Source organism: Streptomyces spinosus (genome assembly GCF_020400655.1).
GTDB classification, from domain to species: Bacteria; Actinomycetota; Actinomycetes; order Streptomycetales; family Streptomycetaceae; genus Streptomyces; species Streptomyces argyrophylli.
This window is the reverse complement of the sequence record NZ_JAINRC010000015.1, coordinates 1-19,063: the sequence shown is the minus strand read 5'-3', so window position 1 is coordinate 19,063 and position 19,063 is coordinate 1. Positions and strand designations below refer to the sequence as shown.

General features: G+C 74.5%; 16 protein-coding genes and 1 pseudogene. 11 read left to right on the top strand and 6 right to left on the bottom strand.

The annotated features are described in order from the left end of the window. The first annotated feature begins 11 nt into the window (after positions 1-11). Together LG395_RS27315 and LG395_RS27310 are read left to right on the top strand one after the other, a co-directional pair. Complete coding sequence (locus tag LG395_RS27315) at positions 12-1,160, top strand: aldose epimerase family protein (protein WP_225811560.1); 1,149 nt, start codon at positions 12-14, stop codon at positions 1,158-1,160. 102 nt (positions 1,161-1,262) lie between these two features. Continuing rightward, positions 1,263-2,918, top strand: coding sequence for a pyridoxal phosphate-dependent aminotransferase (locus LG395_RS27310; protein ID WP_225811559.1), 1,656 nt, complete (start codon positions 1,263-1,265; stop codon positions 2,916-2,918). Between the two features lie 40 nt (positions 2,919-2,958). Here LG395_RS27310 and LG395_RS27305 read toward each other — a convergent pair whose 3' ends face one another. The 3 genes and pseudogenes from LG395_RS27305 to LG395_RS27295 form a co-directional block, all read right to left on the bottom strand. Further along, positions 2,959-3,603: a DUF4360 domain-containing protein gene (locus LG395_RS27305; protein ID WP_225811558.1), complete on the bottom strand. Its 645-nt coding sequence runs from the start codon at positions 3,601-3,603 to the stop codon at positions 2,959-2,961. Positions 3,604-3,870: 267 nt separating this feature from the next. After that, positions 3,871-4,074 (bottom strand): hypothetical protein, encoded by a 204-nt coding sequence (locus LG395_RS27300; RefSeq protein WP_171156654.1) that lies wholly within the window; start codon positions 4,072-4,074, stop codon positions 3,871-3,873. Positions 4,075-4,163: 89 nt separating this feature from the next. Then, positions 4,164-4,291, bottom strand: a pseudogene (locus LG395_RS27295) (transcriptional regulator); the annotation flags it as partial. Between the two features lie 82 nt (positions 4,292-4,373). Here LG395_RS27295 and LG395_RS27290 point away from each other — a divergent pair. The 4 genes from LG395_RS27290 to LG395_RS27275 all read left to right on the top strand — a co-directional run bounded on the left by LG395_RS27290 (position 4,374) and on the right by LG395_RS27275 (position 10,760). Further along, positions 4,374-7,328, top strand: a complete 2,955-nt coding sequence (locus LG395_RS27290) for a beta-galactosidase (protein ID WP_225811557.1) — start codon at positions 4,374-4,376, stop codon at positions 7,326-7,328. A 189-nt stretch (positions 7,329-7,517) separates the two neighbouring features. Further along, positions 7,518-8,150, top strand: a complete 633-nt coding sequence (locus LG395_RS27285) for a toxin-antitoxin system, toxin component family protein (RefSeq protein ID WP_225811556.1) — start codon at positions 7,518-7,520, stop codon at positions 8,148-8,150. Next, on the top strand, positions 8,147-9,376 hold the full coding sequence (locus LG395_RS27280) for an MAB_1171c family putative transporter (RefSeq protein WP_225811555.1): 1,230 nt from the start codon (positions 8,147-8,149) through the stop codon (positions 9,374-9,376). The genes LG395_RS27285 and LG395_RS27280 overlap by 4 nt, the downstream gene beginning before the upstream one ends. After that, positions 9,369-10,760, top strand: coding sequence for an NAD(P)/FAD-dependent oxidoreductase (locus LG395_RS27275; protein ID WP_225811554.1), 1,392 nt, complete (start codon positions 9,369-9,371; stop codon positions 10,758-10,760). The genes LG395_RS27280 and LG395_RS27275 overlap by 8 nt, the downstream gene beginning before the upstream one ends. A 105-nt stretch (positions 10,761-10,865) precedes the next feature. On the opposite strand, the gene LG395_RS27270 is transcribed toward LG395_RS27275, so the two are convergent. After that, complete coding sequence (locus tag LG395_RS27270; RefSeq protein ID WP_225811553.1) at positions 10,866-11,711, bottom strand: SMP-30/gluconolactonase/LRE family protein; 846 nt, start codon at positions 11,709-11,711, stop codon at positions 10,866-10,868. After that, positions 11,708-12,481: an IclR family transcriptional regulator gene (locus LG395_RS27265; RefSeq protein ID WP_225811552.1), complete on the bottom strand. Its 774-nt coding sequence runs from the start codon at positions 12,479-12,481 to the stop codon at positions 11,708-11,710. Before LG395_RS27265 ends, LG395_RS27270 begins: the two co-directional genes overlap by 4 nt. 140 nt (positions 12,482-12,621) lie before the next feature. On the opposite strand from LG395_RS27265, the gene LG395_RS27260 reads away from it, so the two are divergent. Beyond that, positions 12,622-13,179 (top strand): hypothetical protein, encoded by a 558-nt coding sequence (locus LG395_RS27260; RefSeq protein WP_308071359.1) that lies wholly within the window; start codon positions 12,622-12,624, stop codon positions 13,177-13,179. Positions 13,180-13,196: 17 nt separating this feature from the next. Here the strand turns inward: LG395_RS27260 and LG395_RS27255 are convergent, their stop codons facing one another. Continuing rightward, positions 13,197-14,096, bottom strand: coding sequence for an ATP-grasp domain-containing protein (locus tag LG395_RS27255; protein WP_225811550.1), 900 nt, complete (start codon positions 14,094-14,096; stop codon positions 13,197-13,199). Positions 14,097-14,238: 142 nt separating this feature from the next. Here LG395_RS27255 and LG395_RS27250 point away from each other — a divergent pair, with 142 nt between their 5' ends. The 4 genes from LG395_RS27250 (at position 14,239) to LG395_RS27235 (ending at position 18,908) form a co-directional block, all read left to right on the top strand. Continuing rightward, positions 14,239-15,330: a MerR family transcriptional regulator gene (locus tag LG395_RS27250; RefSeq protein ID WP_225811549.1), complete on the top strand. Its 1,092-nt coding sequence runs from the start codon at positions 14,239-14,241 to the stop codon at positions 15,328-15,330. 10 nt (positions 15,331-15,340) lie between these two features. Further along, complete coding sequence (locus tag LG395_RS27245) at positions 15,341-15,946, top strand: O-methyltransferase (protein ID WP_225811548.1); 606 nt, start codon at positions 15,341-15,343, stop codon at positions 15,944-15,946. Positions 15,947-16,024: 78 nt separating this feature from the next. Further along, positions 16,025-17,509: an acyl-CoA synthetase gene (locus LG395_RS27240; protein WP_225811547.1), complete on the top strand. Its 1,485-nt coding sequence runs from the start codon at positions 16,025-16,027 to the stop codon at positions 17,507-17,509. Next, positions 17,502-18,908: a carboxyl transferase domain-containing protein gene (locus LG395_RS27235; protein ID WP_225811546.1), complete on the top strand. Its 1,407-nt coding sequence runs from the start codon at positions 17,502-17,504 to the stop codon at positions 18,906-18,908. Before LG395_RS27240 ends, LG395_RS27235 begins: the two co-directional genes overlap by 8 nt. The last annotated feature ends 155 nt before the right edge of the window (positions 18,909-19,063 follow it).

The following is a 19,063-nucleotide window of genomic DNA, read 5'->3' as shown; positions in this document are numbered from 1 at the left end:
GAGCCGCACCTATGGAACTGAACAGACGCACGGTCATCGCGGGAGCAGCCGCGGCGGGCATCGCCGCCACCACCCTGGGCGGCACCGCCGAAGCCGCCTCGGGAAGGAAGCCGGTGAGGAAACTCTTCGGCACCCTCGCCGACGGCACGAAGGTGTACCGCTGGTCGCTGGAGAACGGCGGCACCCGGCTGAAGGTGCTGTCCTACGGCGGCATCGTCCAGAGCCTGGAGCTGCCCGACCGGCACTGCCGGTACGCCAACGTCGTGGCCGGCTTCGACAACGTCGCCGACTACGTGGCGAAGAGCCCGTACTTCGGCGCGCTGATCGGCCGGTACGGCAACCGCATCGGCAAGGGCCGGTTCACGCTGGACGGCACGGCGTACCAGCTCTCCGTGAACGACGGCGACAACAGCCTGCACGGCGGCGCCCAGGGCTTCGACAAGCACGTGTGGGACGTCGAGCCGTTCGTCAAGGGCTCCGACGTCGGGCTGCACCTGCACTACACCAGCGTCGACGGCGAGATGGGCTACCCGGGCACGCTGCGGACGACGGTCACGTACACCCTCACCCGGCACGGCGACTGGCGCATCGACTACGCGGCCACCACCGACAAGGCCACCGTCGTCAACCTCACCAGCCACGTCTACTGGAACCTGGCCGGCGAGGGCAGCGGCACGATCGAGGACCACGAACTCACGATCGCCGCCTCCCGCTACACCCCGACCGACTCCGGCCTGATTCCCACCGGCGAGCTGGCCGGGGTCGCGGGCACCCCGTTCGACTTCCGGCACGCCAAGCCCGTCGGCCGGGACATCCGGGCGGGCCACGAGCAGCAGGTCCTGGCCAAGGGGTACGACCACAACTGGGTGCTGGACAAGGGGATCACGGCGAGGCCCGAGCACGTCGCCACCCTGCGCGACCCGCGCTCCGGCCGCACCCTGAAGATCGCCACCGACCAGCCGGGCCTGCAGTTCTACTCCGGCAACTTCCTGGACGGGACGCTCACCGGCACCGGTGGCCGCACCTACCGGCAGGGCGACGCCCTGTGCCTGGAGACGCAGCACTTCCCGGACTCGCCGAACCACGCGAACTTCCCGTCGACGGTGCTGCGGCCGGGGCGGACGTACCGGACGTCGACCCTCCACACCTTCGGAGCGTGAACCGGCTCACACCGGCGGCGAGTTGAACGCCACCGCCGCCGCCTGCGTATCGAAGGGCGGCCCGTGCTCCCCCGCACGGGCCGCCCTTCGACGGAGGTTCCCTTGGCCGGCAACGTCACCTCGTTGTTCCGCGGCACCGCCGCGCACAGCCCCTCCATGGCGGCGCTGACGCGGGAGGGCGGCGACGGGACCGGCCCGGTGGACTTCTGCATTCCGTGCAATCCGTACTTCCCGACGCCCGCCATGTTCGAGGAGATGGCGGCCCGGCTGCGCGAGATCGTCACGTACTACCCGAGCGGCGCCGACACCGTCACCGCGGAGCTGTGCGACCTGCTCCGGCTCCCGCCGCAGTGCGTGGCGATGGGCAACGGATCCACGGAGCTGATCACCTGGATCGACCACCTGCTGGTCCGCGAGTCCCTGGCCGTCCCCGTGCCCACCTTCGGCCGCTGGACCGACCAGCCGATGGAGACCGGCAAGCGGGTCGACATGTTCCCCCTCCAGGAGGCGAACGGCTTCGCCCTGGACCTCGGCCAGTACGCCGATTTCATCCGCGCCCGCGGCACCCGGGTGGCCGTGATCTGCAACCCCAACAACCCCGACGGCGGTTTCCTGCGCAGGCAGCAGATCGTGCAGTTCATGGACGCCATGGCGGACCTCGACCTGGTGATCGTGGACGAGTCCTTCCTGGAGTTCGCCGACGCGGAGGCCGAGCCGAGCGTCGTCCAGGAGGCCATGCTCCGCCCCAACGTGATCGTCCTGCGCAGCCTCGGCAAGAACTTCGGCCTGCACGGCATCCGCTTCGGCTACCTCGTCGCCAACCCGGCGCTCGCGGGCAAGGTCCGTTCCATGCTGCCGAAGTGGAACCTCAACTCCTTCGCCGAGCACGTGGTGTTCATGCTGAAGGAGCACGGCGCCGAGTACGCGCGGAGCCTGACGCAGGTCCGCCGCGACCGGCTGGAGATGGCCAGCCATCTCTCCGCGCTCCCCGGCCTCACCGTCTACCCCTCCCAGGGCAACTTCCTCTTCGTGCGCCTGCCGCTCGGCGCCGAGGGCACGGTGGTGCGGGACCGGATGCTCACCGAGCACCGGATCCTGGTCCGCGAGTGCGGCAACAAGATCGGATCCTCCAGCCGCTTCCTGCGGCTCGTGGTGCGCCCCCAGGTCGACGTGCGTCGCCTGGTGTCCGGCCTGGAACAGGTGCTCTACGGGTCCGGGAGGGGAGCCGCCGTACCCGGGCCGGGCACCGGGACCGGCTACAGCTCGGGTACGGCGGCGGTCGACCGGCTGGTCAGCGAGACCAACGGGGCCGGGATGCGGCTGACCGCGCCCGGCCCCGCACCGGCCGCCGGCACCGGCATGCCGCTCCCCGCCGCCGTGGCCCCGCCCGGCAGCGGGATGCCGATGCCGGCGGCAGCCCCGCCACCGACCCCGGCGGTTCCGGCGGTTCCGGCGGCGGCCGTGATGCCCGTACCTGCCGCCGTGCCGCCGGTCCCCGCCCCGGTACCTGCCGCCGTGCCGCCGGTCCCCGCCCCGGTACCGGCTCCCGTACCGGCTCCGGTTCCGGCACCGATGGCCCCCGCGGCCGTCGCTCCCACCCCGCCCGGGGTGCCGGCCCGGGGCGGGCTCACCGCCGCCCAGGTCCGCGGGATGACGGCTCCGGCCCCGGCCGCCGGCCTGACCCCGGCCCCCGCGACGGGCTGGCCCAACGCGCAGAGCTGGCCGAACGCGGCGGGGACGGGCCAGGCGGCCGTCTGACGCGGGCCCCTGGCCGGGGCGGCCGGCCGACGGCCACCTCTCAGCCGCACTCCTTCCAGGCCAAGTGGTACACCGTACTGATGTCCCCGTCCGTCGAGTCCATCGTCATGAAGCTGACCTTGTCGGGCGCCGTGGTGCCTGCGCTCACGCGCAGTTCGGTGTTGATGTTGAAGTTGCGCAGCACACCGCAGGGCGCCCAGACCAGCTGGGCCCAGTCGGTGGAGTCGGTGGCCTGCCAGTCGTCGTTGTAGGGGCCGTTGAACGGGTGGGTCCTGGGCACGGTGCTCGACGAGCCCTGGAAGTAGTACGACGCCTTCTGCGTGCCCGTGGCGCCCCGCTGGAGCGAGGCGAAGCCCCGGTAGTCGGCGCTGGCTATCGCGTACGTGAAGCCCTGCGGGACGTGGACGACCAGGTTGAGCTGGCAGTTCCTGCGGAAGGCCGTCGGGTCCGAGGTGCCGCCGCCCTGGGCCAGGTAGGCGCTGTAGGTGACCGTGAAGGCCGTGTTGTCCGGCGAGACCGCCACGGCGGCCGTACCGGCGGGGCAGCCGGAGCCGTTGACCGTCGCCACGTCGATGACGATCTTGTCCGGGGGCGGGTCGTCGAAGACGGAGGAGGGGCTCTGGGCGGGCAGTGCGGTGGTGAGGAGAGCGGCCACGGCGCCGCTCAGCAGGACTCCACCAGCCATGGTTTCTCCCGGTTGTCGAGTGGGGGGTTCGCCTCCCGCCGCATCCGCTCCGGGCCGTTCAGTCGTTCAGCCGTTCGAGTAGTACGAGCCGTTCAAGTTTGAAGGAACTGTGTGTCCGATGTGGACGGAGCGTGGAGGCGTGGGTAGCGTAGGGAGCCCGGCCCGGCGCCGGGAGAGCGGACTCCGGCCATTCACAGCGGGGTTTTCACGCACTCCCGCCGTGCGCGCGGCGCCCGGCGGTCCGGGCGCCCGCGGTGGTCGTGCCGTTCACTCGCCCCGGACGCCCGAGGGGAGAACCGTCCTGAGGGACGTGGCCGGGTGGCCGATCTCCAGGGAGCCGAGGACGCCGTCGAGGAGGGCGGCGCCGGGGACGGCGGTGTGCGGCGCGGGGCGCGTGCCGGCTTCGGCGGAGGCGGCGGCGGCCAGGAGAGCGGTCGTCAGGACGGTGACACAGGCGAGTTTCTTGATCATGCCCGCCCTAACGACGGACGCGCGCGGGGGAAACCCGCCGGTGCGCCGGCCGGGGGACCGGCGTTCCCCCTGACGGGTGCCCTCGCGGGACCTTGCGGGACCTTGTGCGGAAGCTCCCCCGCACGATGGCGATTTCTCCTGCCTTCACGGGGCCGTTACCCTGCCGTACGGCCAGCTCCAGTACCGCCCGTACCGCGTAATCCGCCCGTGCCGAGATCCTCGTGGGTCCGTCGCGGGGGTGTGTCCGTGGGGAGAATGGCCGGACCGCGCCCCCGTAGGACCGCCCGGGAGGACCCACCTTGGCGCTCAGCAGACGTACCTTCAGTGCCCTGGCCGGCTCCGCCGCGCTCGGTCTCGCCCTGGGCGGCAGCGGCGGCCCCGGGGCGCCGTCCGCGTACGCGGGCAGCAGTGCGCCCACCGGCCCGGCGCCGCTGCCGCCGAGCGCCGACGGCGAGCGGCACACCATCGGGTACGACCGGTACTCGCTGCTCGTGGACGGGCGGCGGCTGGCGGTGTGGTCCGGCGAGATGCATCCGTTCCGGCTGCCGAGCCCGTCCCTGTGGCGGGACGTGCTGCAGAAGATGCGGGCGCACGGCTACAACGCCGTGAGCGTCTACGTGGCCTGGAACTACCACTCCCCCGCGCCCGGCGAGTACGACTTCAGCGGCGTCCGGGACCTGGACCTGTTCCTGCGGACGGCCGCCGAGACCGGGCTGTACGTCATCCTGCGCCCCGGCCCCTACATCAACGCCGAGGTGGACGGCGGGGGCTTCCCCGGCTGGCTGACGGCGACCAGGGGCACGGCCCGGACCGACGACCCGGTCTACCTGGCGCACGTGGACGAGTGGCTGACCCGGGTGAACCGGATCGCCCGCCGCCACCTGTTCACGCAGGGCAACGGCACGATCCTGCTGTACCAGATCGAGAACGAGTACGACGCCCACGTGGACGAGGCCACCGGGCGGAACTACATGTCCCACCTGTACCGGAAGGTGCGCGGCGACGGGATCGACGTCCCGTTGTTCCACAACGACAAGGGGCGCAACGGGTACTGGGTGCCGGGGTCGTTCGGCACCGGCGGGGAGAGGGGCGGCTGGCTGTACGGGTTCGACGGGTACCCCTCGCCGTCGCAGACCCCGCCGGACTGGGGACACTACGGTCCCGGCGGGGCGAAGGGCGGGGCCACCGCCTCCCCCACCACGCCCGGGTTCGTGCCCGAGTTCGGGGGCGGCTGGTTCGATCCGTGGGGCGGGGCGTGGTTCGACGGCAAGGGCTACGCCGAGGCGCGGCGCACCCGGGACGCCGCGTACGAGCGGCGCTTCTACCTGACCAACCTCGCCAACGGGCTCACCCTGCACAACGTGTACATGACGTTCGGGGGGACATCGTGGGGCTGGCTGCCCGCGCCGGTCGTCTACACGTCGTACGACTACGGCGCCGCCATCGACGAGGGCCGGAACGTCACGGACAAGATCGCCCCGATGCACCAGCTGGGCCATCTGCTCCAGCGCGTACCCGACTTCGCGAAGCTGGACCGGGCGGCGGACGTGAGCGCCGACGGGCTGAAGGTCTACCACCTGACCAACCCGGACACCGGCACCCACGTGTACGTCGCCCGCAACGACGGCGCCGACCCGGTCACCACCGAACTGCCCACCGATGCCGGCAGGCTGCGGGTCACCGTGCCCGGCAAGGACGCCAAGCTGCTCACCACCGGGCTGCCGCTGGGCAGGCGGACCCTGAAGTACGCCACCGTCGCGCCCATGACGGTCCTGACGGCGGGCCGGCAGGACATCGCCGTGTTCGCCGGGCGTCGCGAGGAGATGGCCGAGCTGGTGCTGAAGTGCCCGGAGGAGCCCTCCGCGCAGCGGCTGGACCCGGAGGCCGGCTGGGCCTACGACCGGAACGAACTCCATGTGAACGCCCCCCTCGGCCAGGACGGGCTGACCCGGGTGCTGGTGCGCGGGGGCGGGACGGACACCCCGCTGCTGCTGCTCTTCGCCGACGACGCCACCGCCGTACGCCTCTTCCCGTACGACACCCCGTCCGGGACCCTCCTCGTCTACGGCCCGGCACTGCTGCGGCACGCGGAGCTGCGCGGTTCGGAGGTCCACCTGACCGGTGACGTCGTGGAGCGGACCGGCATGGAGGTGTGGGGCCCGCGCGGGATCGACACCCTGGTCTGGAACGGGCGGAAGCTGCCCACCCGAGCCACGCTCTCCGGCAGCCTGCTGACCACCGGAATGCTGCCGGACGTGCCCGAGGTGCGGCTGCCGGAGCTGGGCGGCTGGCGGATGCGCAGGGAGAACCCGGAGGCGGGGCCGGGCTTCGACGACTCGTCCTGGACGGTGGCGGACAAGACGTCGTCGTACAGCACCACGGCGGTCCCGGACGGCCGGCCGGTCCTCTTCGCGGACGACTACGGCTTCCACTACGGGGACGTCTGGTACCGGGGTGAACTGACCGGCACCACCGGTGTCGAGGAGGTCTCGCTCGCCTACAGCACCGGCACGCAGGGCCTGCTGATGGCCTGGCTGGACGGCGAGCCGCTGGGCACCCACCGGATGCCGGTGCCGGACAAGAACGTGACCATCCGCAAGGGCAGCTGGGCGGAGACGGCGGTCTTCCCGGTGCGGGAGCGGCTGCGCTCCCCCGGCCGGCACGTCCTGTCGGTCCTCGTCCGGCGCATGCAGCACGACCAGGACGGCAAGGCGCTCGACACCCACAAGGCGGCGCGGGGTCTGACGGCGGTCACCTTCAAGGGGGCCTCGCCGCGGGTGCGGTGGCGCATCCAGGGCGCGGGCCCCGCCGACCCCGTGCGCGGGCCGATGAACAACGGCGGCCTGTACGGCGAGCGGGAGGGCTGGCACCTGCCCGGCTTCCGGGACCGGGACTGGGAGCGGGTCGCCTTGCCGCGCGCGGTGCGGTACCAGGGCGTGACCTGGTACCGGACGACGTTCCGGCTGTCGGTGCCGGCCGACGTCGACGCGTCGGTCGGCCTGACCCTGGACGACGACCCGTACCGCGCCTACCGCGCGCAGATCTTCCTCAACGGCTGGAACATGGGCCAGTACATCAACAACGTCGGCCCGCAGCACACCTTCGTCCTGCCGAACGGCATCCTGCGCACCCGGGGCACCAACACCCTGGCGCTGGCGGTCCTCTCGGAGTTCACCACGCTGTCGGGCCCCGGGTCGGTACGGCTGACCCTGCTCGGCAGGGCGTCGGGCGGTGTGCCGGTCACGCCGGTCTGACCAGGCGCCAGGACGGCGGTTCCGGTACGGCGGTGAGGGTGCCGTGCCCGGGGGCCGTGCCCTCGACCGGTCGGCTTCCGTCCGCCAAGGTGGTTCCCTGTTGAACGACAGCCGCCGGATCGCATGACGCGGACACACCCGGGCGCGTACGCTCGGACCAGCCGAAACCGGCGGCGGGAAGGGAGACAGATGAGTTTCGGGGGCGCGTGGGAGCAGGCGGAACGCCTGGTCTCACGACTGCGCCGCTCCCGCTCCGGCCCAGCCCGCACCCGGCGCTCCGGCTCCGGCGCGGCGATGCGCACCCTGGCCGGCGACCTCGCCGCCGCCGTCCGCGCCCGGCCCGAACCGCCCGACGGCACAGCGGCGTTGTGCCGGGCGCTGTGCGAGGAGATGAGCGCGCTGCGGGGCGGACGCCCGGTGGAGCTGCGTTTCGAACGCTTCCCGGACGAGATCGAAGTCACCGGCCTGTGGGTCGAGTTCGCCGACTTCGACCTGGTCATCGTGGAGGAGCGGGCCGAGGCCGTGCAGCAACTGGTCATCCTCGGGCACGAGCTGTGGCACCTGCACGCCGGGCACCGCCACCACCACCTGGCCGGGGCCGCCGCCGCCCGGGCCCTCACCGACACGCCCGGCTGGCGGGAGGCGGCCCTCACCGTGGCCGCCCGCGACGGTTCCCGGGAGACCGACGAGGCCGAGGCCGACGACTTCGGGCACCGTCTGGCCACCCTGTTCCGGGGCCACCTCGAGGGGAGCCGCACCAGCCCGCCGGACCCGGTGCAGCGGTCCCTCGGGTACCGGGGACGTGGAGGAACGGCACGGTGACCCGGCTGGCGCTGAACCCCTCGGGATTCCTCGGCGAGTTCTACATCTCCTTCTGGATCCCCACCGCCGTGCTCACCGCCGCCCTGGTGATCAAGCTGCCCACCATCATCCGGCTGTGGCGGGACCCGCTGCTGCGCGCGGTCGGCGGACTGCTGCTGCTCGCCTGCGCGGTGTTCGTGTTCTGCACCCCGTCCATCATCGCCTGGGTCAACCGGCTGACCGGCGTGCCCAACATCTCGGCGCCCTGGTGCTACTCGCTGATCACCGCGTTCTGCGGCTCCTGTCTGCTGCTCATCATCACCTGGCGCAACGGCCTGTCCGACCGCTCGGCCGCCACCCGCCGCGCCATGCGCTGGGTGATCTCGGTGTACTCGGGGGTGATCGTCGCCCTGTGGGTGCTGTTCCTGCTCGCCGACGCCCCCGAGGAGCGGCTGCGGGACCTGGACACCCACTACGCCACCACCCCGTTCATGCGCGAGGAGATCCTGCTCTACCTCGTCGCGCACGCCGTGGCCTGCCTGATCACCTCCCGGCTCATCTGGAACTGGGTGCGCACCGAGGGCCTGGACGCCTGGCTGCGCTGGGGCCTGAAGCTGCTGGGCGCCGGCTACGTGCTGAACCTGATCTTCGACGCGGTGAAGCTGACCGCCGTCGTCGCCCGCTGGTTCGGCCGGGACCTGGACTGGCTGAGCACCAATCTGGCCCCGCCCGTGGCCGCGCTCTCCGCCATCCTCATCGCCGTCGGCTTCATCCTGCCGCACGCCGGCCAGTACCTGCACGACCGCTGGCGGGTCCGGCTCGCCCACCGCGAACTGCGGCCCCTGTACCAGCTGATGCGCACCGCGAACGGCGAAGGGGTGCCGTTCGTGCTGCGCGCCACGCCCGAACTGCGGCTCACCCGGCGCGAGACGTTCATCCGGGACGTGCTGCTGCCGCTGGCCCGGCACATCGACACCGGGCTCGGCCGGCGCGCCCACGACGCCGCGCTCGGGCTCGGCCACCCGCCGGAGCGGGCCCGCGCGCTGGCGGCGGCGGTGAGCATCCTCGACGCCGTCGAGACCAAGGCCCGTACGCCGGAGCCGCCCGAGCCGGCCGCCGGGCCGGACACCACCAACCTGCTCCAGGAGATCGGGGCCGTCTCCCGGGCCCTCCGCCGTCCCGACGACATCGCGGCGGTGCGCGCGCGTGCGGCCGTCCCAGCAGAGAGCGTCGCCGTTCATGACTGAGGACAGACCCACCGCCGTCGTCCTCGGCGGCTCCCTCGCCGGCCTGCTCACGGCCCGCGCCCTCGTGGCCGGCGGCGCCCGGGTGACGGTGGTGGAGCGGGACGCGCTGCCCGACGGGCCGGTGCCCCGCAAGGGGCTGCCGCAGGCCCGGCACGTGCACCAGCTGTGGTCGGGCGGGGCGCGGGCGCTGGAGGAGCTGCTGCCCGGGGCGATCGGGCGGTTGCGCGCGGCCGGGGTGAGCCGGGTGCCGATGACCACGGACATGGTGGCGCTGTCGCCGTACGGCTGGTACCGGCGCTGGGCCGAGTCGGCGTTCATGCTGCCGGCGAGCCGGGACCTGCTCGACTGGGTGGTACGGCAACTGGTGCTGGCCGACGGGCGGATCTCGCTGGAGCGGGGCGAGGCGGCCGGGCTCACCGGTACGGGCGGCGCCGTGACGGGGGTGCGCGTCCGCGCCCACGACAGCGCCGAGCGGACGCTGACGGCCGACCTGGTCGTGGACGCGACCGGGCGCGGCTCGCGGGCGGCGGGGTGGCTGACCGGGCTGGGGCTGCCCGCGGTCGAGCGGCGGGAGGTCGACTCCGGGCTGGTGTACGCCAGCCGGCTGTACCGGGCGCCGGCGGCGGCGCGGGCCGGCTTCCCGGTCGTCAACATCGAGCCCGATCCGCGGGGTTCGGGGACCGGGCGCGGGGGCGTGCTGATGCCGGTGGAGGACGGCAAGTGGATCGTCACGCTGTTCGGGGGCCGCGGTGACGAACCGCCCGCCTGTGCCGCCGGGTTCGAGCGCTATGCCCGTGACGGGCTGCGGCATCCGCTGATCGGGGAGCTGCTGGGCGGGGGCGCGGAGCCGCTCGGCGAGGTCGCGGTCACCCGGACGACGGCGAACCGGCGCCACTTCTTCGAGCGGATGCCGGTGTGGCCGGAGAACTTCCTGGTCGTCGGCGACGCGGTGTGCGCGCTGAACCCGGTGTACGGGCACGGCATGGCGGTGGCCGCGCGCTCGGCGCTGGCCGTGCGGGACGTGGTGCGGCGCCGGGGGCTGGGGAGCCGGGGGCTGGCCCGGCAGGCGCAGAGGGCGGTCGGGCGGACCGTCCGGGCGGCATGGGATCTCGCGGTCGGGGCGGACGTGTTCTATCCCGGCGCGACCGAGAAGGGGCCGACGCTGCGGGACCGGGTGCTGGCCGCGTACGTCGGCCGCCTGCTGCGGACCGCCGCGGGGAACGGGCGCGTGGCCCGGCGGGTGACCGACGTGACCGCGCTGGAGCGTGGGGCGGAGGTGCTGCTGGCGCCGAGTGTGGTGGTGGCGGCGGTGGCGGGACCCCTGAGACCGGCGCTCGCCGCTCCGCCGTTGACTCGGGAGGAGCGGCGGTCCGCGGGGTTGTAGGGCACGCCGGGCAGCTCGTGCCGTCCGCCGGCCGCGGGGCCGCGGCGGCTGATCGCGCGGCTCCCCGCGCCCCTGGGGAACCGCCCGGTCGGCCCCGGGCCGGGCTCAGCCCTCGAACGGTGGTTGGGGCAGGCCCTTTCCGGCGTCGGGCACCACGAGCAGGGAGCCCGACAGGGGGTCGGAGGACGGCAGGCCCGTGCGGGCCGTGGTGACGTACAGGTCGGTCAGGCCGGTGCCGCCGAACGCGCAGGCCGTGGTGCGGGGCGTCGGCAGGGTGATCACCCGGTCCAGCTCACCGGCGGGCGTGTAGCGGCGCACGGCTCCCCCGTCCCACAGCGCCACCCACACGCAGCCCTCCGCGTCGACGGTCAGCCCGTCCGGGAAGCCCGCGCCCTCCTCGATCTCCGCCAGCGTGCGGCGCCCTCGGATGCCGTCCTCGTCGTGGTCGAAGACGTCGACGCGCCGGGTGGGGCTGTCGACGTAGTACATCAGGCGGCCGTCCGGGCTCCAGCCCGTGCCGTTGCTGACCGTGACGTCCGCCAGGACCGTGCGCACGGACCCGTCCCCGGTCAGCCGGGACAGCGTGCCCCCGCCGGGCGCCTCGTCGTACCGCATCGTGCCCGCCCACAGCGACCCGTCGGGCGCCACCGCCGCGTCGTTCGCGCGGCGCCCGGCGACCGGCTCGTGGTGCAGCCAGCGGAACGTGTCGTCGGGGTCCAGCAGGCCCACGCCGTCCCGCAGGTTGAGCACCAGGCCGCCGCCCGCCCGGGGCTTGGCCGCGCCGATGTGCTGCGGTGCGGTACGGATCGTGCGCCGGCCGGAGGAGGGGTCGTAGGTGTGCAGGCGCGCGCCCAGGACGTCCAGCCAGACCAGCCGGCCCGTCGCCGGGTCCCAGGTGGGGCCCTCGCCGAGGGTGGCCTCCGCCCGCACCGCGACCTCGTACGCCGTCATGCCGCGCTCCGGTGGCCGAGCCGCTCCGACAGTTCCGCCGCGCCCTTCGCGGCCAGTTGCTCCAGCTCGGCCCGGCGCTCCTCGCTCCAGCGGATCATCGGCACGGAGATGGACAGCGCGGCCACGACCTGTCCGGTGCGGTCGCGGACCGGCGCGGCCACGCAGGAGACGTCCGGGTTGGACTCGCGGTTCTCCACGGCGATCCCGCGCTGCCGGATGTCCGCGAGGGCCTCGCGCAGGACGGCCGGGTCGGTGATGCTGTTCGGGGTCATCCCGGCCAGTTCGGTGCCGTCGGGGATCCGCGCGGTCAGCTCCGGCTCGGGCAGCGAGGCCAGCAGCATCTTGCCGACGGAGGTGCAGTGGGCGGGCAGCCGGCGGCCGGCGGCGGAGACCATGCGGACCGCGTGCGTGGAGTCGACCTTGGCGATGTAGATGACGTCGGTGCCCTCGAGGATGGCGACGTGCACCGTCTCGTCGCAGGTCTCGGCGACGGAGCGGGCCACCTGCTGGCCCTCGGCGGCGAGGTCGAGCTGCTCGGCGTAGCGGCTGCCGAGCTGGTACGGGCGCACGCCGAGCCGGTACCGTCCGGGCTGTCCGGGCACCTGCACGATGTACGACCGGGCGGCGAGCGTGGTGACCAGCTCGTGCACGGTGGTGCGGGGCAGCTGGAGCCTGCGCACGATGTCGGGGGCGGAGAGCGTCCCGTCCCCGTCGAGGAACAGCTCAAGAATGTCGAGAGCCCGGGTCACGGCAGGCACAAGGCGTCCCACGTCTGGCCCCCTCCCTTGGTCTGGTGTCTGCGTTCGAGATTTCAACAGACGATCGGCATGACGAACACAGGCTAGTCATGGCGGGTGGCGCGGGCAATGGGTCGGGAACGGCCCCTGTGGTCACGGGCACCATGGACACCATGGATCTCGACTTCCAGCTGGTCCTCCTGCGCCGCATGGCCGACCACAACCCCGACCTCGTGGCGGACGCCCGGCGGCGGCTGGGCGCCTCGATCGCGGACATGCGGGAGGCCAACAAGCGGTGGCAGGCCATGGTCCGCTCACCACGGTCCCGGAGCGCGGCCGCCCGTTACCGCTCCGTCCTCGGCGAGCCGGAGTCCGTGGTGCCCCGCCGGCTGGGCGACGTCGACTGCGAGGCCCGGCGGTGGGCCCTGCCGCTCTGGCCCGCCCTGCGCTTCGAGGTGCTCGTCGGGCCCGACGGCGGGGTCTGGAACGAGTGGCTGGTGCGGGCGCCGGACGCGCCGGCGCCGGAGCTGCGCACGCTGGAGGACCTGACCCCCTGGTCCTGCACGGTGGACGAGGCCGCCCGCGCCTTCGCCCCCGCCCGTCCGCTGGAGGGCACCGCCCCCACCCGGTGGGGGCTGGCCCTCACCGCCCCCGACCGCGACGGCGTACGGCGGCAGGTGGTCGCCGAGTTCACCTGGGGGCTGCTCCAGCGGACGGCCGTCCTTCCCTGAGCGCCGGGCGTGCGGGCTCAGGCGATCGTCGGGGCGGTCGTGGCCGCCCCCTCGGCCGCCGCGAGGATCGCCTCCGTCACGCGCGGCAGCGAGTCCGGGTGCAGCCACAGGAACAAGTTCGGCTCCACCAGCTCCAGTTCCATCAGACGGGGCTCGCCGTCCTCGCCGTCCACCAGGTCCACGCGCGCGTACAGCAGCGCGTGCGCGCCGGGCACGGCCGCCAACGCCTTCTCGGCCACGGCCAGTTCGGCCTCCGTGGGCCGCCAGCGCTCCAGGTCCGGGTGGGCCACCTTGTCGGCGTCGTACGGGGTGCCGGGTGAGAGCACGGCTCCCTTGCGGCTGGCGTGCAGCAGCCGCTCGCCGAAGAACTGCAGCGCCCGCTCACCGCGCACGTCGATGCCCGGCATGTACGGCTGCACCATCGCGGTGAAGCCCTCCGCGTGCATCCGCGCCAGGTGCCGTACCGCCGTGTCGTGCTCGGCGGGCGTGTAGCGGGCCGCGAACCGGGCGCCCGCGCCGGAGGTCGGCTTGATCACGAACTCGTGCCCGGCCGGCAGACCGGCCGGCTCGCCGGGGGCCAGGTAGCGGGTGGGGACGGTGGGCACGCCGGCCGCCGCCAGCTCCCCGAGGTACCGCTTGTCGGCGTTCCAGCGCACCACCGGGGCCGGGTTGGCCAGCCGGGTCAGCGCGCCGGCCCGGTCCACCCAGGCGGCGAACTCGGTGGCCCGCCAGCTGTAGTCCCAGGTGGAGCGGATGACGACCAGGTCGTACCCGGCCCAGTCCACCGCCGGGTCGTCCCAGTGCCGGGCCTCCGCCTCGGCACCGGCGTCCGCGAGCGCCCGCACCAGCGCCGGCAGGTCCGTGTCCCTGCTCGGCCCGGCTCCGGGGTCGTAGGTGGCGAGGGCTATGCGGGGCACGGCGGACTCCTGTCGTACGCGGGTTCGACGGTCGGTGCGGCTGCGAGGCTAACAAGCGCCGGGGAACCGGGACACCCCTGTTGACCTTCCCCTTCGGTCAAGCCCCAGCATCGGTGGCGGACGACGAGACGGCGAGGTGCGCATGGAACTGCTGACCATCGGGGCGTTCGCGAAGGCGAGCCGGCTGTCACCGAAGGCCCTGCGCCTGTACGACGAGCTGGACCTGCTGCCGCCCGCCCGGGTCGACCCGGACACCGGTTACCGCTACTACACCCTCGCCCAGCTGGAACGGGCCCGGCTCGTGGCCTGGCTGCGCCGCCTGGGCATGCCCCTGGCGCGGATCCGGGCGGTGTGCGCGCTGGACGCGGCGGACGCGGCCCGGGAGATCCGGGCGTACTGGGCGCGGGTGGAGGCGGAGACGGCCGTACGGCGGGACCTCGCCGCGTTCCTCGTCGCGGAGCTGACCGGCGAACCGAGAGGGAGACACACCATGCTGGAACTGCGTTACGCGGCCCGTTCGGACCGCGGGCACGTCCGCCCGGCGAACCAGGACACGGTGTACGCGGGCCGCAGGCTGCTGGCCGTCGCCGACGGCTGCGGCCCGGCGGGCGCACCCGCGAGTCGTGCCGCCGTGGCGGCCCTGAGGTTCCTGGACGAGGCGGAGGAACCGGCCGCCGGCAGTGTGCTGAACCTGCTGGAGGAGGCGGTGCGCGGGGCGAACGAGGCCGTGCAGGACCTCGCGCGGGACGGGGACGGCGGGGAGAGCGGGACCACGCTGACCGCGCTGCTGTGGACGGGGTCGAAGCTGGCCCTCGTGCACATCGGGGACTCGCGGGCGTATCTGCTGCGGGACGGCGGGCTGTTCCGCATCACCCACGACCACAGCGTGGTCCAGTCGCTGATCGACGAGGGACGGCTGACGCAGGAGGAGGCCGAGAGCCATCCGCAGCGGGCCCTGCTGCTGAAGGCGCTGGGCACCTCCGGTGCGCCCGCGGTGCCGGACCTGCGGGTGCGGGAGGCCCGGGACGGGGACCGGTACCTGGTGTGCTCGGACGGGCTGACCCGGGTCGTCCCCGACGCGCTGATCGAGGAGCTGCTGGCCGCCGAACCCGACCCGGAGGCCGCCGTACGGTCCCTGATCGGCGCGGCCAACGCGGCGGGCGGCCCCGACAACGTCAGCTGTGCCGTGGCCGATGTGGTGGAATCCGCCCGGCCGGCCGCCGCCGTCGGCTAGAACCGGCCGCATGGCACAGGACGGCACGGACGCGTACACCGGTGCGGACGGGCTGCCGCCGCTCGTGCGGCACGCCCTGGCCGCCGCCCGCGCGCACGGCTTCCCCTTCTCCTGCCGGCCCGAACATGGCCGCCTGCTGCGCGTGCTGGCGGGCGGCGCCCGGCTGCGGATCGGGGAAACCGGCACCGGGCTCGGCGTGGGCCTGGCCTGGCTCGCGTCGGGGGCCGCGCCCGGGGTGGAGCTGGTCGGCGTGGAGCGGGAGCCGGAGCGGGCCCGGCGCGCCGCCGAGGTCTTCGCCGGCCGCCGCGAGGTCGCCGTGCTGACCGGCGACTGGCGGCGGATCGAGGAGCGCGGCCCCTTCGACCTGCTCGTCCTCGACGGGGGCGGGCAGGGCAAGGCGCCCGGGGACGCGCCCGCCGACGTGGAGCGGCTGCTGACGCCCGGCGGCACGGTCGTCGTGGACGACTTCACGCCCGCGGCCGGATGGCCGCCGCTGCACGAGGGCCGGGTCGACCGGGCCCGGCTGCACTGGCTGGAGCATCCGGCGCTGCGGGCGGTGGAGTTGCGGCTCGCGGCCGATCTGAGCGCGGTCGTCGGGACGCGGGTCCTGGTGTAGGAAGGGTGCTGTCGTCCCCGGCAGTCGGCACCGTCCGACAGTGCAGTCGGCACCGTCCGACAGTAAGGAGTGCGCCGCGTGTCCTCCCTCTTTCCCGCTCTGACGGACGGTCCAGGTGAGCGCAGCGAGAAGGGGGTCCCCCCGGACGAGGTCCGGGACAGGGTCGCCCTGCGGTTCGGGCCACGGACCCTGACGTACGGCGGGCTGGCGGGCGCCGCGGGTGCCCTCGCCGCGCGGATCGAGGGCTCCGGCCGGGTCGCCGTGTGGGCCACCGCCGAGCTGGAGACCGCCGTCGCGGTGACCGGCGCGCTGCTCGCCGGGGTGGCGGCGGTGCCGCTGAATCCCAAGTCGGGCGAGAAGGAGCTGGCGCACATCCTGTCCGACAGCGCGCCGTCGCTGGTGCTCGCCGCGCCCGGCACGCGACTGCCGCCCGTGTTCGGCGACTTGCCGCGGATCGACGTCGACGCCTCCGCCACCGGTGCCGTCCCGCGGGAGCGCGCCCAGGACGGCGACCCGGCCCTGATCGTCTACACCTCCGGCACCACCGGCCCGCCCAAGGGCGCGGTCCTCCCCCGCCGGGCCCTCGCCGCCACCCTGGACGCGCTCGCCGACGCCTGGCGCTGGACCGGCGACGACGTGCTGGTGCACGGGCTTCCGCTGTTCCATGTGCACGGGCTGGTGCTGGGCGTCCTGGGCCCGCTGCGGCGCGGCGGTTCGGTGCGGCACCTGGGGCGGTTCTCCCCCGAGGGCGTGGCCCGGGAGCTGACCGCGGGCGCGACCATGCTGTTCGGGGTGCCGACGATGTACCACCGGATCGCGGAGGCGCTGCCCGGCGACCCGGAACTGGCCAGGGCGCTCGCCGGGGCCCGGCTGCTGGTGTCGGGCTCGGCCGCGCTGCCGGTGCACGACCACGAGCGGATCGCGGCTGCGACCGGGCGCCGGGTGATCGAGCGGTACGGCATGACGGAGACGCTCATGAACACCGCCGTGCGGGCCGACGGGGAGGCCCGGCCCGGGACGGTCGGGGTGCCGCTGCCGGGCGTGGAACTGCGACTGGTCGAGGAGGACGGCACGGAGATCACCGCGTACGACGGGGAGAGCGTCGGGGAGATCCAGGTGCGCGGCCCGAACCTGTTCACCGAGTACCTGAACCGGCCCGACGCCACCGCCGCCGCGTTCACCGCCGACGGCTGGTTCCGCACCGGGGACATGGCCGTACGCGACAGCGACGGCTACGTCCGCATCGTCGGCCGCAAGGCCACCGACCTGATCAAGAGCGGTGGGTACAAGATCGGGGCCGGTGAGATCGAGAACGCGCTGCTGGAGCACCCCGGGGTGCGGGAGGCTGCGGTCACCGGGGAGCCGGACGCCGACCTGGGCGAACGGATCGTGGCCTGGATCGTCCCGGCGGACGCGGCGAGTCCGCCGGGAGCCGAGGAGCTGGCGGACCACGTGGCCCGGCGGCTGGCCCCGCACAAGCGCCCCCGGGTCGTCCGCTACCTGCGGGCGCTCCCCCGCAACGACATGGGAAAGATCATGAAGCGGGCCCTGGCCGATGCCTGAGCGGCTCACGGCACGGCAGACGCTGGCGCTGGTCGCGGACGCGGACAGTTTCCGTGAACTCCCCGCGCCGGCCCGGGAGTCACCGCGCGACGGCCCCCTCGGCTGGGAGGGCTACGACGCCTCCCGCGCCCGTGCCGCCGCCCGCACCGGCGAGGCGGAGTCGGTGGTCTGCGGCACCGCGCGCGTCGCGGGCACCCGGGCCGTGCTGATCGCCTTCGAGTTCGGTTTCCTGGGCGGCTCGCTGGGCGAGCGCACCGGGGACCGGCTGGAGGCGGCGTACGCCCATGCCCGCGCACACCGGCTGCCCGTCGTGCCGTTGATCGCGACCGGGGGCAGCCGGATGCAGGAGGGCATGCTCGCGCTCACCCAGCTCCAGCGGGTGGCCCGGCAGTCCGCGCTCACCCGCGAGGCGGGGTTGCCGCAGATCGCGGTCCTGCGGGACCCGACGACCGGCGGCGGCTGGGCCACCCTCGGCGCGGGCGCGGACGTCGTCCTGGCCCTCCCCGGCGCCCAGGTCGGCTTCGCCGGCTCCCGGGTCCGCCCGCCGGACGCCGACCCGGCCGCGTACACGGCGGAGTCCCAGCTGGCGGCGGGCTCGGCGGACGCGATCGTGGCACCGGCCGAGCTGAAGGGGGTGCTGGGCAGGTGGCTGCGGCTGCTGGCCGGGCGCGGGGCGGGGACCGCGCCGGACGGCCCCACTCCGCCCGAGCCGGCGCCCGTGCCGGACGCGCTCGGGCCGGGCGGGCCGGCCGGGACCGGATGGGAGGCCGTCGAACGGGCCCGGGCAGCCGGACGGCCGCGGGCGCGGGCCTACCTGGACGCCTACTTCGACGACCGGCTGCCGATCGTCGGTGACCGGTGCGGGGGCACCGATCCCGGCGGGATGCTGTGCGGTTTCGGTGAGCGGGACGGCCGTACCGTGGCGTACGCGGCGCAGACCGGCACGGCGACCCGCCCCGCCGGGTACCGCACCGCCGCCCGGCTGATCCGGCTGGCGGACCGGCTCGGCGTCCCCGTGCTGACGCTGGTGGACACCCCGGGTGCCGCGAACGACGCGGAGGCCGAGCGGCAGGGCGTCGGCGCGGCCGTCGCCGGGGTGTTCGGCGCGGTGGCCGCCGCCCGGGTGCCGATCACCACCCTCGTCATCGGCGAGGGCGGCTCCGGCGGCGCCCTCGCGCTGGCCGCACCCGGCAACACCTGGGCGACGCCGGACAGTTACTTCTCGGTGATCGCGCCCGAACTGGCGGCCGCCATCCTGAAACGCCCGCCGGAGCAGGTCCGCCCGACCGCGGACCAGCTGCGCGTCCGTCCCCAGGACCTGGTGGAACTGGGCGTGGTCCGGGGCGTCGTCGGCACGTCCGCGCCCGGGAGCGTCACCGGACCGCCACGGCCCGAATGATCTCCTGCGTCACCGCTCCCCCCTTGTCGTCCCGGGCCGAGGCCCGCAGCGAGACGGAGGACGCGCCGCGGGGGGCGGGGGCCGGGGGGCGCCCCCCGGGGGGGCGGGCGGGGGGGGCGGGGGCCGGGGGGCCGGGGGGGGCGGCGGCGGGGGCC